The organism is Caballeronia sp. SL1002 (assembly GCF_057814995.1).
Window position 1 is genome coordinate 2,030,072 of the sequence record NZ_JBYMUW010000002.1, and the last position, 14,866, is coordinate 2,044,937.

The 14,866-nt window shown below is 62.9% G+C and carries 11 protein-coding genes and 1 other RNA gene; 7 read left to right on the forward strand and 5 right to left on the reverse strand.

The window, feature by feature from the left end:
• Window positions 1-74: 74 nt before the first annotated feature.
• Together AC3D25_RS11930 and gyrA are read right to left on the reverse strand one after the other, a co-directional pair.
• Window positions 75-677, reverse strand: a complete 603-nt coding sequence (locus AC3D25_RS11930) for a DUF2059 domain-containing protein (protein WP_488888591.1) — start codon at window positions 675-677, stop codon at window positions 75-77.
• 169 nt (window positions 678-846) lie between these two features.
• Entirely contained in the window at window positions 847-3,483 is a 2,637-nt protein-coding gene (gene gyrA / locus AC3D25_RS11935; protein ID WP_488888592.1) for a DNA gyrase subunit A, read from the reverse strand.
• A gap of 660 nt (window positions 3,484-4,143) precedes the next feature.
• Here gyrA and ompA point away from each other — a divergent pair.
• The 5 genes from ompA (at window position 4,144) to AC3D25_RS11960 (ending at window position 9,474) form a co-directional block, all read left to right on the forward strand.
• Entirely contained in the window at window positions 4,144-4,797 is a 654-nt protein-coding gene (ompA, locus tag AC3D25_RS11940; RefSeq protein ID WP_488888593.1) for an outer membrane protein OmpA, read from the forward strand.
• Window positions 4,798-4,989: 192 nt separating this feature from the next.
• Window positions 4,990-5,688 (forward strand): bifunctional 2-polyprenyl-6-hydroxyphenol methylase/3-demethylubiquinol 3-O-methyltransferase UbiG, encoded by a 699-nt coding sequence (gene ubiG / locus AC3D25_RS11945; RefSeq protein WP_488888594.1) that lies wholly within the window; start codon window positions 4,990-4,992, stop codon window positions 5,686-5,688.
• A gap of 20 nt (window positions 5,689-5,708) precedes the next feature.
• The gene (gph, locus tag AC3D25_RS11950; RefSeq protein ID WP_488888595.1) at window positions 5,709-6,479 is read left to right on the forward strand and encodes a phosphoglycolate phosphatase; all 771 of its coding nucleotides are present in this window, start codon (window positions 5,709-5,711) and stop codon (window positions 6,477-6,479) included.
• A gap of 64 nt (window positions 6,480-6,543) precedes the next feature.
• Window positions 6,544-6,913, forward strand: a transfer-messenger RNA (tmRNA) gene (ssrA, locus tag AC3D25_RS11955).
• Window positions 6,914-7,113: 200 nt separating this feature from the next.
• Complete coding sequence (locus AC3D25_RS11960) at window positions 7,114-9,474, forward strand: FG-GAP repeat domain-containing protein (RefSeq protein WP_488888596.1); 2,361 nt, start codon at window positions 7,114-7,116, stop codon at window positions 9,472-9,474.
• A 261-nt stretch (window positions 9,475-9,735) separates the two neighbouring features.
• Here AC3D25_RS11960 and AC3D25_RS11965 read toward each other — a convergent pair whose 3' ends face one another.
• The 3 genes from AC3D25_RS11965 to AC3D25_RS11975 form a co-directional block, all read right to left on the reverse strand.
• Entirely contained in the window at window positions 9,736-10,827 is a 1,092-nt protein-coding gene (locus tag AC3D25_RS11965; protein ID WP_488888597.1) for a glycosyltransferase family 4 protein, read from the reverse strand.
• A 370-nt stretch (window positions 10,828-11,197) separates the two neighbouring features.
• On the reverse strand, window positions 11,198-11,464 hold the full coding sequence (locus AC3D25_RS11970) for a hypothetical protein (RefSeq protein ID WP_488888598.1): 267 nt from the start codon (window positions 11,462-11,464) through the stop codon (window positions 11,198-11,200).
• Between the two features lie 138 nt (window positions 11,465-11,602).
• Window positions 11,603-12,673: a substrate-binding domain-containing protein gene (locus AC3D25_RS11975; protein ID WP_488888599.1), complete on the reverse strand. Its 1,071-nt coding sequence runs from the start codon at window positions 12,671-12,673 to the stop codon at window positions 11,603-11,605.
• A gap of 126 nt (window positions 12,674-12,799) precedes the next feature.
• On the opposite strand from AC3D25_RS11975, the gene AC3D25_RS11980 reads away from it, so the two are divergent.
• Both AC3D25_RS11980 and AC3D25_RS11985 read left to right on the forward strand, forming a co-directional pair.
• Entirely contained in the window at window positions 12,800-13,300 is a 501-nt protein-coding gene (locus tag AC3D25_RS11980; RefSeq protein WP_488888600.1) for an NAD(P)H-dependent oxidoreductase subunit E, read from the forward strand.
• Window positions 13,297-14,853: a formate dehydrogenase beta subunit gene (locus AC3D25_RS11985; RefSeq protein WP_488888601.1), complete on the forward strand. Its 1,557-nt coding sequence runs from the start codon at window positions 13,297-13,299 to the stop codon at window positions 14,851-14,853. The genes AC3D25_RS11980 and AC3D25_RS11985 overlap by 4 nt, the downstream gene beginning before the upstream one ends.
• Window positions 14,854-14,866 lie beyond the last annotated feature (13 nt).

The following is a 14,866-nucleotide window of genomic DNA, read 5'->3' on the forward strand; positions in this document are numbered from 1 at the left end:
TCCGTCCCGGATAGCCGCCAAGCGAGGCGCGCCCGAAGCGCGCCGCGCTTGGAAGCGGACGGAAATACGTGTGCTTACTTGGCCGGCTTGACCGCTGCCACTTCCTTGTCGGCTTGCGTGCGCGTTGCCTTGATCGCTTGCGGCATGTACTTCGACATCAGACCGTTCACGACGTCGCGGCCAACCTGGTCCTGGACCTGGATGAACTTGCGACCCGTCGGGCTCTTGTAGAACGTGGTCAGGTCCTTGATTTCAGCCGTCGTGTAGTACTTCGCGTACGCGTCGTACTGGGCTTGCATCGCATCCGTGCGGAACGAGTCCGTCGCGAACACCTGGCCTGCCGAGTCAACCAGCTTCGGCACCGTGTCTTTCTGCAATTGCGGAACGGCAGCTTGCTTCTGCTTGTCGTTCAGCGTCTTGTTTTCGCTCAACGCGTCCGACAGGATGGCCGGCACGAGTTGCTTCGACTGCATTTGCGCGCTGTTGCCGATCGCGCCGACCAGCTTCTGTGCGTCGATTGCGTCCAGCAGATCCTTGATTGCTGCTTGCTTCGCCGGGTCATTCGCAGTGGCGGCGGGGGCTGCCGGAGCACTCGCTTGATTCTGAAGCGATTGCGCCATCGCAAGCGTCGGCACGAAAGCAGCCAGCAACATCCACTGTTTAAATCCTTTTTGCATCATTACTCCCTTTGAAATTTATTCGTTTCCAGCGTCGTGCGGCGGCATGTTCTCCGGCGCGCGGCCCGAACCCGTATTCCCGGGACGGAACGCGCCGGCGAAAGCTCGCCAGCACGACGTATTCAAGCGATTGATATCAGCGAAGACTCATGCGACAAAAGCATGCGACTCAAGCGTCACTCGCGTCGCCGGCGTCTTTTTCATCGACCGGGCCGACGTCACCTTCGAGATCGGCGTCGAGTTCAGCTTCCGCTTCTGCCTCGGCAATGTGCTGCAGCCCCGACAGCTTGGTACCCTCGTCAAGACTGATGAGTGTAACACCTTGGGTTGCGCGCCCCATTTCGCGTATCTCAGAAACGCGGGTGCGGATCAGCACGCCGGAATTGGTGATCAGCATGATCTCGCTTTCCGGCTCCACGAGCGTCGCGGCGACCACGCGGCCGTTGCGCTCGGAGGTCTGAATGGCGATCATGCCCTTTGTGCCGCGGCCGTGGCGCGTGTATTCGTTGATCGGCGTGCGCTTGCCGTAACCGTTCTCGGTCGCCGTCAGCACGGACTGGTTTTCGCCGCCCGCGACGAGCAGCGCGATGACCTGCTGGCCGTCTTCGAGCTGCATGCCCCGCACGCCACGCGCTTCGCGGCCCATGCCCCGCACGTCGTTTTCGTCGAAACGCACTGCCTTGCCCGAGTCGGAGAACAGCATCACGTCGTGCTGGCCGTCGGTGATGGCCGCGCCGATCAGGTAATCGCCCTCGTCCAGACCCACCGCGATGATGCCCTTGCGCAGCGGCCGGCTGAACGCTTCGAGCGGCGTCTTCTTGACGGTGCCGAGCGCGGTTGCCATGAACACGAACTTGTCCGCCGAAAACTCCTTGATCGGCAGCACGACATTGATCTTTTCGCCGTCCTGAAGCGGGAACATGTTCACGATCGGACGGCCGCGCGAATTGCGCGAACCCTGTGGCACCTCATAAACCTTCACCCAATACACGCGGCCACGGTTCGAGAAGCACAACATGTGATCGTGCGTGTTCGCGATGAACAACGTGTCGATCCAGTCGTCTTCCTTCATCTGCGTCGCCTGCTTGCCGCGTCCGCCGCGCTTTTGCGCGCGGTATTCGGACAGCGGCTGCGACTTCACGTAGCCCGTGTGCGACATGGTCACGACCATTTCCTGCGGCGTGATCAGGTCTTCCGTGTTCAGCTCGGTCGCGTTCAATTCGATGCGCGAACGGCGATCGTCGCCAAACTCGCTGCGAATGGACGCCAACTCGTCGACAATAATCGCGCGGATGCGCTCCGGCCGCGCCAGGATGTCGAGCAAATCGGCGATCTGCGCCATGACTTCGCGATACTCGCCGACGATCTTGTCCTGCTCCAACCCGGTCAGGCGCTGGAGACGCATCTGCAGAATTTCCTGCGCCTGCACATCCGACAGACGATACAACCCGTCCGCCTGCATGCCGTAAGCCGGATTCAAACCTTCCGGCCGATACGCCTCGCGGCCGCCCGAAGCCTCGGTTTCGGCGCGCGACAACATTTCGCGGACGATTTCCGAATCCCACGACTTCAGCATCAAGTCCTGCTTGGCGATCGGCGGCGTCGGCGCGGCCTTGATGATCGCGATGAACTCGTCGATGTTCGCGAGCGCCACCGCCAGACCTTCGAGCACGTGGCCACGATCGCGCGCCTTGCGCAGCTCGTATACAGTGCGCCGCGTCAGCACTTCCCGCCGATGCGACAGGAAGCACTCCAGCATTTCCTTCAGGTTCAGGAGCTTCGGCTGGCCGTCGACGAGCGCGACCATGTTCATGCCGAACGTATCTTGAAGCTGCGTCTGCTTATACAGATTGTTCAGCACGACTTCGGGCACTTCGCCGCGCTTCAGCTCGATCACGACCCGCATGCCGCTCTTGTCGGACTCGTCGCGGATATCGGAAATACCGTCGATCTTCTTCTCGTTGACGAGTTCGGCGATGCGCTCGAGCAGCGTGCGCTTGTTCACCTGATACGGAATTTCGTCGACGATGATCGCCATGCGCTGGCCGCGATCGATTTCCTCGAAGTGCGTGGTCGCGCGCATCACGACGCGGCCGCGGCCGGTGCGATAACCGTCGCGCACGCCCGCCACGCCGTAGATGATGCCGGCCGTCGGGAAATCGGGGGCCGGAACGATCTCGATGAGTTCGTCGATCGTCGAATCGGGATTGTTCAGCAAATGCATACACGCATCGACGATTTCGCGCAGGTTATGCGGCGGAATGTTCGTTGCCATGCCGACCGCGATACCGGCCGAGCCGTTGATCAGCAGATTCGGAATGCGCGCCGGCAGCACCAGCGGCTCGCTCTCGCTGCCGTCGTAGTTCGGGCCGAAGTCGACGGTTTCCTTGTCGATGTCCGCGAGCAGTTCGTGGCCGATCTTCGCCATGCGAATTTCGGTGTAACGCATCGCCGCCGCGTTGTCGCCGTCGACCGAACCGAAGTTGCCCTGGCCGTCGACCAGCATGTAGCGCAGCGAGAACGGCTGCGCCATCCGGACGATCGTCTCGTACACCGAGGCGTCGCCGTGCGGGTGATACTTACCGATCACGTCGCCGACAATACGCGCCGACTTCTTGTAGGCGCGATTCCAGTCGTTGTTCAACTCGTGCATCGAGTACAACGCGCGACGGTGAACCGGCTTCAGGCCATCGCGGACATCAGGGAGCGCGCGCCCCACGATCACGCTCATCGCGTAATCGAGATACGAACGGCGCATTTCCTCCTCGAGGGAGATTGGCAGAGTCTCTTTGGCGAATTGATCCATTATCCGTTTCTTGAACTGTGCGACGGTGACCAGGCTACCTGCACGCTTTCGGTGCCGTTTAGGCGCACCACGCGCCTTCCAGACAGCCGCAAACGCCCTTTCTGGTCGCTCGGGTCATTTCGCAACGGCGCCGCGAAGGCAGCGCATCACGCGATTCTAACATGCGCGACATCCGCGCCCCGACGCGCTGCGTATACATAGTGTGCGGATCGCAATTCCTGCCGACGCTGCAGCTTTTACTTACAAAATGCTGCATCCTGCGATAGGAATTCGTCATTTGAAACGGCTATGATGCCGCCTCACTTGTTGCGTCCCCACCAAAATCGGCAAGCGAAAAAAAGTGTATTCTTGAAACGTGAAAAAGTTCCGGGTGGGCACAAAATGTGCGCTCAGAAGACGTGCGGCATCGCAGTCGTTTTCTGTCCCTTTCTTGTTGCTCATGCACCACATAAGGTTGCGGCCGCATAGGGGCCACGGATATTTTTATCGTTGCAAGGGAACGATATGGCAAAATGCCAACGCACAAAGTTAGACACTGCTCGAAGTCTACACAGCGCGTTTTGTTCCGCGGTAATGTTATACTTCGAGCAATGTATGACTTGTCTTCGTCAACAAGGCTCGCAGTAAACCTGCGGTAATCTCAATTTCGAGAGGAGAAATATGAATAAACTTTCAAAGCTCGCGTTCATTGCAGCTACCGCAGTTATGGCTGCATCGGCTTCGGCACAGTCCGTGCCGGCATCGCGACAAGCCGTGAATGACAACTGGGTGAACGGCACGGGCGAATACGTGTGGATGAACGGCACGAACGAGCTTTGCTGGCGCGATGCGTTCTGGACGCCGGCAACGGCAAACGCAAAGTGCGACGGCGCTCTGGTCGCTCAAGCACCGACGCCGCCGGCTCCGGTCACGCCGCCGCCCGCCATTTCGAGCCAAAAGATTACTTACCAAGCTGACGCTCTGTTCGACTTCGACAAGGCAGTCCTGAAGCCGGCTGGTAAGGAAAAGCTGGACGATCTCGCATCGAAGATCGGCGGCCTGAACCTGGAAGTTGTGGTCGCTACCGGCTACACCGACCGTATCGGTTCGGACAAGTACAACGATCGTCTGTCGCTGCGCCGTGCTCAAGCTGTGAAGGCTTACCTGGTCAGCAAGGGCATCGAAGCCAACCGTATCTATACGGAAGGCAAGGGCAAGAAGAACCCGGTCACGACCGGTTGCAACCAGAAGAACCACAAGCAACTTATCGCTTGCCTCGCACCGGATCGTCGCGTGGAAGTCGAAGTTGTTGGTACCTCGCGTCAAGCGCAGTAAGCGTCGGACTGCCGCAGGTCGAACCCCCGCTCAGGCGGGGGTTTTTTTATGTCCGCGCGCTTTTGCGCCGGAAACGCCGCCGCGCCGTTCGCGGCGATTTGGAACGTGGGCCGGGCGCGACCTGCTTTTGCCCGCCTCCGCCGCCGCCTATATACTCGTGGCTTATCGAATCAGACTTTGAGGGCCGCTTCCATGACCAACGTCGATCCCCACGAACTCGAAAAATTCAGCGAGCTTGCGCATCGCTGGTGGGACCCGAACGCCGAATTCAAGCCGCTGCACGAACTGAATCCGGTCCGCCTCGACTGGATCGACGCGCACGCGCATTTGAGCGGCAAACGCGTGCTCGACATTGGCTGCGGCGGCGGGATCCTGTCGGAATCGATGGCGGTGCGCGGTGCGAGCGTCAAGGGAATCGACCTGGCGACAAGCGCTTTGGGCGTGGCGGATCTGCACAGCCTGGAAAGCGGCGTAGAGGTGCAATACGAGGAAATCGCGGCGGAAGCGCTGGCCGCGCGCGAGCCGGGCACCTACGACGTCGTCACCTGCATGGAAATGCTCGAACACGTGCCGAACCCGGCGGGCGTGGTCGCCGCGTGCGCTACGCTCGTCAAACCGGGCGGCTGGGTCTTCTTCTCCACGCTCAACCGCAATCCGAAGGCGTATCTGTTCGCGGTAATCGGCGCCGAATATCTGGCGCGCATGCTTCCGCGCGGTACGCACGACTACGCGCGCTTCATCAAGCCGTCGGAACTTGCGCAATTCACGCGAATCGCAGAATTACTGACCGTCGAGATCAAAGGTATCACCTACCGGCCGCTCGCCAAGAAGTTCGGCCTCTCCGACGACACCAGCATCAACTATCTGATGGCCTGCCGCCGCGAGGCATGAACCCATGCGAGCATGAACCCATGAATCAATCATCGGAATCCGGATCGGAGCGAGTAGTCACCGAGCGCGTCAATGTGAGCGACGATCCCACGCCGTTGCTGCAGCGCGAAGCGAGCGACACGTCGCTCGGCCTGTGCCACGCGGTGCTGTTCGACCTCGACGGCACGATCGCGGATACCGCGCCCGACCTGGCCGCCGCGGTGAACAAGATGCGCCACGACCGCGGTCTCGAAATGCGTCCGCTGGAAGCGTTGCGGCCGTTTGCGTCGGCGGGCGCGCGCGGCTTGCTTGGCGCGGCGTTTGAAATCGGCCCGGAGCACGCTGACTTTTCTTCAATGCGCGCGGAATTTCTTGCCAATTACGAAGCGGATCTGTGCATCGAGACGACGCTGTTTCCAGGCGTCGAAACCGTGCTCGATCAACTCGACGCGCGCGGCGTGCGCTGGGGCATCGTGACCAACAAAGTGACGCGGCTCGCGGAACCGCTCGTCGCTTTGCTCGGGCTCGACACGCGCGCGGCGTGCCTCGTCTGCGGGGACACGACGCCGCACTCCAAGCCGCATCCGGCGCCGCTGCTCTACGCGGCCGAATTGCTCGATGTCGCGCCGGAGCGGGTTGTCTATGTCGGCGACGATCTGCGCGATGTGCAGGCGGGGTTCGCGGCGGGCATGATTACGATCGCGGCGGCCTACGGTTACTGCGGCGACGATATCCCGCCGACCCAATGGCACGCCAATCACGTCGCCGCGAATACGGCGGAACTGCTGCATTTATTGCGCGATATCGGCTGAAAGTGGAATGCCGAATGCCGTTCACGCGGCGGCGGCTTATGTGGGATAATTTCGATTCGCTTTTGGGGGCGACCTGGTTTCGACAGGGGTTGCGAAGCGGCTAGGGCATACCGAGGACCCGTCACCTCGTTAATCAATGGGAAAAACGTAACTGCAAACGACGAAACGTTCGCACTGGCAGCCTAAGGGCCGCCTGCCTCTCCCTAGTTTACTGACGGACTAGAGTCGCAAGACCGGTAGCAATACCGCGAGAGGTCATATACGTCAGATAAGCCTTGGTGGCGTCACGACGCCCGGGTCGAAAATTTAGTGAATCGCTGTAACGAAGCGTGTTCGTCCGCGTCGTTCCGGTTAAATCAAATGACAGAACTAAGTATGTAGAACTGGTCGTAGAGCGCTACTGGACGCGGGTTCGATTCCCGCCGCCTCCACCAAACACTCTGCGGTGAAGCTCCCCGCTTCAGCAAACGAACCCCGCTCGACGCAAGTCGGGCGGGGTTTTTTGTTATACGACGGTCTTTGTCGCGCGTGCGATGGTCGAAACTTCATACATGTTCGGTCGACCACCGACTCCGCCGCCTCCGACACCGCAAAGTGCCGTCTTGTCAGATAAAAACAGCCTGTCGGGGGAAGTATGGCGAGCAGCAAGGCGCGATCGGCGGTAAAAGTCCTCTTCTCGCTCGCGATCGCCGTGTGCGCGGCGTTCGGATCGAATCTGGCGCGTGCGGCCGATTGTCACGCGGGCACGCTCGTCACGGTCGTGGCGCACCTCGACGACGACCTGCTTTTCGTCAATCCCGGCATCAGCGACAAACTCGACGCAGGCTGGTGCGTGACGACCGTGCATCTGATCGGCGGGGCGAACGGCGCGAAATTCGACTACGTGAAGCTCCGCGAAAAAGGCACGCGGCTCGCCTACGCGCGCATGGCGGGCGTCGCCGACGAGTGGACCGAATCGGTCGAAACCTATGGCGGCAAGCCCGTTCACCAGATGGTCCTGACGCAGCAGCCGCGCGTCAAGCTGCTGGAGATCCGCCTGCCGGGCGGCGCGGTGCGCGGCGGCAAGGTGCCGCTCGGCCTGTTATGGGATCAAGGCGCGACACTCGATAGTTTCCCCGCCGACAACAACGGCTCGCAGCCCGCGCGCTACGACCGCGCCGCGCTCGTCGCGACGCTGCATCAGATGCTGGAAACGGCTACCGCCATCTACACGCTGAATCCGGACACCGTGCCGTTCCTCGAACATCCCGATCACATCTACGCCGCGCGTATCGCGCGCGTGGTGGCGCAGGGACTCGGGCGGGACGTGCCGATCGCCTATCACGTCACCTATCCGACGGGCGGGATGCCAAAGAACCTCGACGCCGCCGATACCCAGAAAAAGCGCGACGACGTCGCGTCCTACTTCGCCGTCGACGGCGACGACAACGGCGAGCACGTCTTCGGCGAATACCAATGGGACGGCAACTGGATCGCGCGGCGTTACTGGACCGAATCCAGCGCGAGCGAGCCGGGCCACGAATTCCGGCCGCGCACGGGCCAGCTGGTCAACGAATATTCGTCGCAATGTCTTAGCTCGACGGGCGCGCTCGGGCGGCCCGTGCTCGCCGCCTGCTCGGGCGAGAAGACGCAGAACTGGCACTGGCAGCCCGTCGCGGCGGCGCCGGGCGAGAAAAACACCGCGCAACTCGTGGATGAAACCACGCTGCAGTGCGTCGCCGAGCGCGGCGGCGTGCTGGCCGAGGAAGCCTGCAACGCGGCCGAGGCCGCGCAGAAATGGACGCCGTGGGATTTCGGCATCGTCTATACGCCGCTCGGGCATTGTCTTGCCGAGCAAGGCGGCGGGCCGGTCGCGGGCGGCTGTTCGTCGATGACCGCGCGCTCGCGCTGGTCGCCGACGCCCTACTCGCAATGGACCGATCTTCGTCAACAGGCCGCGTTTTACGGCGACGTGCGCGGCGATAAACGTCCAAGCACGGTCTACCTCCAGCGACGCAAGGACGGCCCCGGCTTCAACGTCTGGGTCGCGGGCATGTCGCGGTTACCCACCGCCGAATCGTGGTACATGAACACCGTTCGCTTCGACCCGTTCGCGACCAAACCCACCTGCTCGGGCGACACGCTTTGCTTCGACAGCGCGCGCTTCCTGCTCGCCGACTTCGACGGCGACGGCCGCGACGACCTGATGGTGATCGCGCCGCGAGCGGGCGGCACGGCGTTCTGGCTGATGCGCAGCACCGGCACGCGCTTTGACGCGCCGCGCCTATGGGCGCAGACGGGCGCGGCGTGGACGCCCGATCAGGCGCAGCAATACGTCGCCGCCGACTTCACCGGCACCGGCCGGGCGAGCGTGATGATCGCGCAGAAGCGCGCCGACGCCACGCTCGACCTTTGGATCGTCGAGCAAGGCGGCGCGCCTGCCTCGTGGATGGCGGCGAGCGGTATCGGCGCGAAGGCGCGTTTTCTGCCGGCGCACGTCGCCGGATCGGCGCATACGGGGCTGATCGCGCTGGAAACGGTGAATTCGGCGCTCGCCGTCACCCAGCTCGCCAGCGGGAACGGCAAGTTCACCGGGCGTCTGCGCGGCAATACTTTCACGGAATTCGCGCCGGCGTTCGCCAAGGTGGTGGCGGGCGACATCGACGGCGACGGAATCGACGACGTGCTCGTGCTGCAGCCGGGCGGCGATCGCGCGGCGGTCGACGTCTGGGCGATGAAGGGCGGCGCGCGCTTCGGCGAGCCGGTCAAGATTGCGCGGCTGAACGGCACGTCCTACGCCGACGCGATGCCGGCGCTCGCGCGCGTACACGGCGCGCAGACGCTCGTGCTGTTCAAGCGCGCGAACGTCCGTCTCGGCGATTTTTACTACACGGGCGGTGCGCCGAGCCTGACGGGCTACGCCGTCGATCCGTCGTTCAGACTCGGACCTGCGCAAATCTGGGGCGATCTACCCGGCCTTTTCTCCGAAGCGCTGTGGCTCGACACGCTGCAGTAATGCGGCGTTGGAGCGCTTCGGTGTCGATGAGGTTGCGGTTGCGGTTGCGGTTGCGGTTGCGGTTGCGGTTGCGGTTGCGGTTGCGGATGCGGTTGCGGTTGCGGTTGCGGTTGCGGTTGCGGATGCGGATGCAGTTTCAGCACGTTCCGTGCGATAGCAATCACCGGCGCACGATCTGCGCGAGGCTGCAAACGAAAACGCCGAGCCAGTGGCTCGGCGTGCTGCAACGACAAAATACCGCTAGGAACAAAATCGCGCCTTTCAGCGCGCTAGTTCGAATTCCCGCGCGCGCGGCTTCAGAACGTCCTGCGCGATGGCGAGGTAGCGGTCGGCGGTGCTTTGCAGGCTCAAACCGGCGAGCGGACGCGCCGAGCGCGGCTGCTTGAGCGCGGCGAGGAGCGCGGCGCCGTAGATGTCGGCGTCGGCGGTATCGAGCAATTCGACGGCTTCGAACGATTCCGCGAACATGAACGGCGCGATGGCGTTAGCCACCACCGGCACGCCCGACGCCAGCGCCTCGATAAACGCAATGCCCTGCGATTCGAAACTCGACGGCATCGCGAAAGCCTGCGACGTGCGGAGGATCTGCGCCACGTTCGACTGCGGGCCGCGAATCTCCACGCGGTCTTCAAGTCCCAGTTGCGCGACCAGATTCACGATCTGCGCGTAATAGTCGAGATTCTCGATCACGCCGCACAGCAACAAACGCGCGTCGGGGCACGCCATCGCGACGCGCGCGAACGCGTGCACGGTCTGCAGCTGATTCTTCTCGGGAATATAGCGGCCGATCTGCACGATCTGCTTGGTCGTCGATGCCGGTGCGGGTTCGCCACCGGCCGCCGCGAAGCTGGTCATGTCGACACCGTTCGGTATCACGATCATCGACGGATGCGTGCGGATGTCGCGCACGTATTCATCGATATTCTTCTGCGACACGCCGATCACCGCTTTCGCCCGGCTCGACAGCAGCCGCTCCGCGAACTGCAGCGCGTTGTTGGCGAAATCGTTCGCGCCGGAGTGCATCACCCAGATGATCGGCACCCGCGTCGGCAGCGCGCGCACATACAGCGCCGCGATGGTAGCGTGGGCGAAGATCACGTCGGGCCGGAATCGGCGGATCGCGCGATGCAGGAAAACCATCCGGCCGAGACGTCCCAGCTCTTTCGCAGGGAAATCGCAAGTCACGCCCTGCTCCCTGAGTTCGGCGCTGATATGCTCGAAATCGCTCTGCTCCGGCATCAGCGATGCCATGCAGACCTGATGCCCCGCCTGGCGATGCTCGATTGCCACGCCCTTCGCAATCACCTCCGCGCCGGACAAGCGCGGAGCCAGCACTATTTGAAGAATTCGCATTGTTATCCCTTCGGCATCTCTCATGCGCCTTGCCCATGCAGCGACTTCCGGCTGGTCTATACCGGTTTTGGGTCGCGTCGCCCTCGCGACGGGGGGCCGGATTCCGGCCGGCGCGTTCTAGTTTGTATGGCGTCGGGAAATTCGGCCGGCAATCGGCATCCTCTCACATCGCGCACGCCAACAATACCCGATGCCGGCACGTCAGCGATGCCGTCGGTTCGTATTTTTCGGCCGGGAATGAGGGGTAGCAAACGCATCGCGACGGATGCGCGTTCGGCGCGGAGTGGAAGCGTTGCAAGCCCGCTTCCATCGGCCGATGAGGGAAAATCCGCGTTTCGCTTTCCGGCGTTTTCTGTGTGCCGGACGGGCTCTACTTCTCGTCGAGCGGACACTTCAGGTTGCAGCCGTTCGGGTCGCCGTTGTCGGCGCGGCGGCGCGCTTGCGACGTTCCATGCTGATATTTGTCCGACGGCGCGGAAGCGCCGAACGGCATCTGCGGATGCTCGTTGATGCGGAACTCGTCCTGAAGAATCCCGCCGGGCATGCCGGGCGAATTCTGCGCGAACGCGACGGGAGCAAGAGACACGACGCCGGCGGCAAACAACGCCGAGGCGGAAACAGCGAACAGAAGTTTCATGGAATATCGGCGCCGTGGATGCGGCGCGTAGTGCGTAACGGCGAACCGCTAGGTTAACTTAAATCGAGATAGACGGCAGGTTATGCCCGCGCGCGCATTTTACAGTTCGTTTCAGAAATCGGCCGCCGTCTCATGTTCCTAGCCCGCGAGCCCCGTGTTAACGTCGAGAATCTGGCCGCAATGCGCCGGATCGTAACCTTCCAGATGCCCCACGCTGTCGCTGAACGCGCGGCCCCGGAGCACGGCCAGCACGCTCTGGAGGCGCGCATCGTCGAGACGGCCGCGCTCGCAGGCGAAAAAATAGTCCTCCTCGATCACCGGAATGAAGTCGAGCGCGAAATGCTGTGCCGCGGGCTGCACGCCGAAACCAAGATCGGCCATGCCGCTCGCGACGAACGCGGCGATCGCCGAATGCGTCAGTTCGCTGGTCGCGTAGCCGTTGATCTGATCGGGATCGACGCCGATCTGCCGCAGTGCGAGATCCAGCAGCATCCGCGTGCCGGAACCCGGCTGGCGATTAACGAAACGCACATCGCCGCGCGCGAGGTCACGCAATCCCTCGATGCCTTTCGGATTGCCCTTCTGCAGAAAGAGTCCCTGCGTGCGCCGCGTCAGATGAATCAGTTGATGCCGCTCGGGATCGAGCCAGGCGCGGTACATCTGCGCGCAGGTCGCCCGGAATTCGCCGACCGGCAGATGAAACCCAGCCAGTTCGCACTCGCCACGCGCCAGCGCGCTCACCGACTCCCCGCTTTCACGGTATTTGATTTCGGCCGGAATCCGCTCGGCGGAAAGCGCGCCAACCAATGTCGCCACCGCGTAGCCGTGCGACGCGTGAATGCGCACCTGTGAAATCTCGCGCGCGAGCCGCCGGTTCAGGTCGCCCGCGATCTCGTGCGCCACGCTTTGCAAAGGCGCGTCGAGCCGCTCGGCGCAGGTCCGTTGCGCGCGCAGCACCGATTCCCCGAGTTCGGACAACACCGAGCCGCGCCCGCGCGATTTCGTGATCAGCGCGCCGCCCAGCCGCGTCTCGATTTCGCGCAGCAAACCCCACGCATGCCGATAGGACAAACCCTTAGCGGACGCGGCATTGGCGATACTTCCCGTTTGCGAAACGAGCAGCAAAAGCGGCACAACCGCGCTGAGACTGGCTTCGCGGCCATCGGCGTCGCGCAAAATGAGTTCGGCCCGGCATTCCACATCGATCATATGTACTCCTCCTTCCTATTGCCAAAGGAAACGCCGACACCTATTGTTCATTTCACCAGCTCGGCGAACGAATTATAAGACCGAAATATGCATAGATAAACATATGCCGAGGAATGGAGGAGCCCCATGAACGCAATAGACCCACACGCTTTCCGTCCCGCCGATCTCGTGCAACGTCACGTCGTCCCGGGTGCCTCGCTGCTCGCCGTGCTGCACGCCATTCAGGATGAAGTCGGGTTCGTGCCGCCGGATGTCGTCGGGCCGCTTGCGCAAGCCATGACGCTTTCGCGCGCCGAAGTGCACGGCGTGATCACCTACTATCACCATTTCCGCTCGGAACCGGCCGCGCGCGTGACCGTGCAGCTTTGCCGCGCGGAAGCCTGCCGCAGCATGGGCACGGAGGCGCTCGCGCAGCATATCGAGGCGCACACGGGCTGCCATTTCCACGATCAGCATCATGCGCACGACGGCGAAACCGGACTCGAATCCGTGTATTGCCTCGGCCAGTGCGCGCTGTCGCCCGCGCTGATGATCAACGGCGAGATGCACGCGAAAGTCACGCCGCAGAAGTTCGACCGGCTCTTCGCCGCTGCACAAGCCGCGAACACGGCGAAGGAGACGGCATGACACGCATCTACGTTCCTTGCGATTCCTCGGCGCTCGCGCTCGGCGCGGATCAGGTCGCGGCCGGTATCGCCGAACGCGCCGCGGCACGAGGTATCGACGTGCAGATCGTGCGGAACGGCTCGCGCGGCATGCTCTGGCTCGAACCGCTGGTGGAAGTGGAAACGGCGGCGGGCCGTATCGGCTATTCGAACGTCGATTCCGACACGCTCGACGCGCTGTTCGACGCTGGCTTGATCGAAGGCGGCGCGCACGCGAGCCGGATCGGCGTGGTCGATGAACTGCCCTGGCTCAAGCGTCAGCAGCGGCTCACGTTCGCGCGCATCGGCATCACGGACCCGCTCTCCATCGACGACTACGTCGCGCACGGCGGCCTCGACGGCTTACGTAATGCATTGACCGCCGACGGCGACGCCGCCTGCGAAGCGCTGATCGAATCGGGCCTGCGCGGACGCGGCGGCGCGGCGTTCCCGGCCGGCATCAAATGGCGCACGGTGCGCGGCGCGAAGGCGGATCAGAAGTACATCGTCTGCAACGCCGACGAAGGCGATTCCGGCACCTTCTCCGACCGGCTCGTCATGGAAAGCGATCCGTACGTGCTGATCGAAGGGATGATCATTGCGGGCGTCGTGACCGGCGCGACGCAAGGTTATATCTACGTGCGCAGCGAATATCCGCATTCGATCGCGACGCTGAATCGCGCGATCGACCGGGCGCGCGAGGCCGGCTGGCTGGGCGAAAGCGTGCTTGGCAGCCCGCACGCTTTCGAACTGGCGGTCGCGAAAGGCGCGGGCGCGTATGTGTGCGGCGAAGAAACGGCGCTCCTCGAATCGCTCGAAGGCAAGCGCGGCATCGTGCGCGCCAAGCCGCCGGTGCCCGCGCTGGTCGGCTTGTTCGGCAAGCCTTCGGTCATCAATAACGTCATCACGCTCGCCACCGTGCCGATCATTTTCGCGAAAGGCGCGCAGTTTTATCGAGACTTCGGCATGGGCCGCTCACGCGGCACGCTGCCGTTCCAGCTCGCGGGCAACGTCAAGCAAGGCGGGCTCGTGGAACTGGCGTTCGGTGTGACCTTGCGCGAATTGATCTACGAATACGGCGACGGCACGGCAAGCGGCCGTCCGGCGCGCGCGGTGCAGGTGGGCGGCCCGCTCGGCACGTATCTGCCGGAAAGCCAGTGGGACATCCCGCTCGACTACGAGGAATACGCGAAGGTCGGCGCGGTGGTCGGCCACGGCGGCCTCGTGATCCACGACGACACCTCGAACCTGGCCGAACTCGCCCAGTACGCGATGCACTTCTGCGCGCTCGAATCGTGCGGCAAATGCACGCCGTGCCGGATCGGTTCGACGCGGGGCGTTGAAGTCATCGCGAAGATTCGCGACGGCGATACCTCGCCGAAACAGGTTGGCCTGCTGCGCGATCTGTGCGACACGATGGTGTCCGGGTCGCTCTGCGCGATGGGCGGCATGACGCCCTTCCCGGTGCTGTCGGCACTCGAACATTTCCCCGAAGACTTCGGTCTCGCGAAAGAGCCGTCGCAGAAAGCGGCGTAAGTTGGAGAGAAAA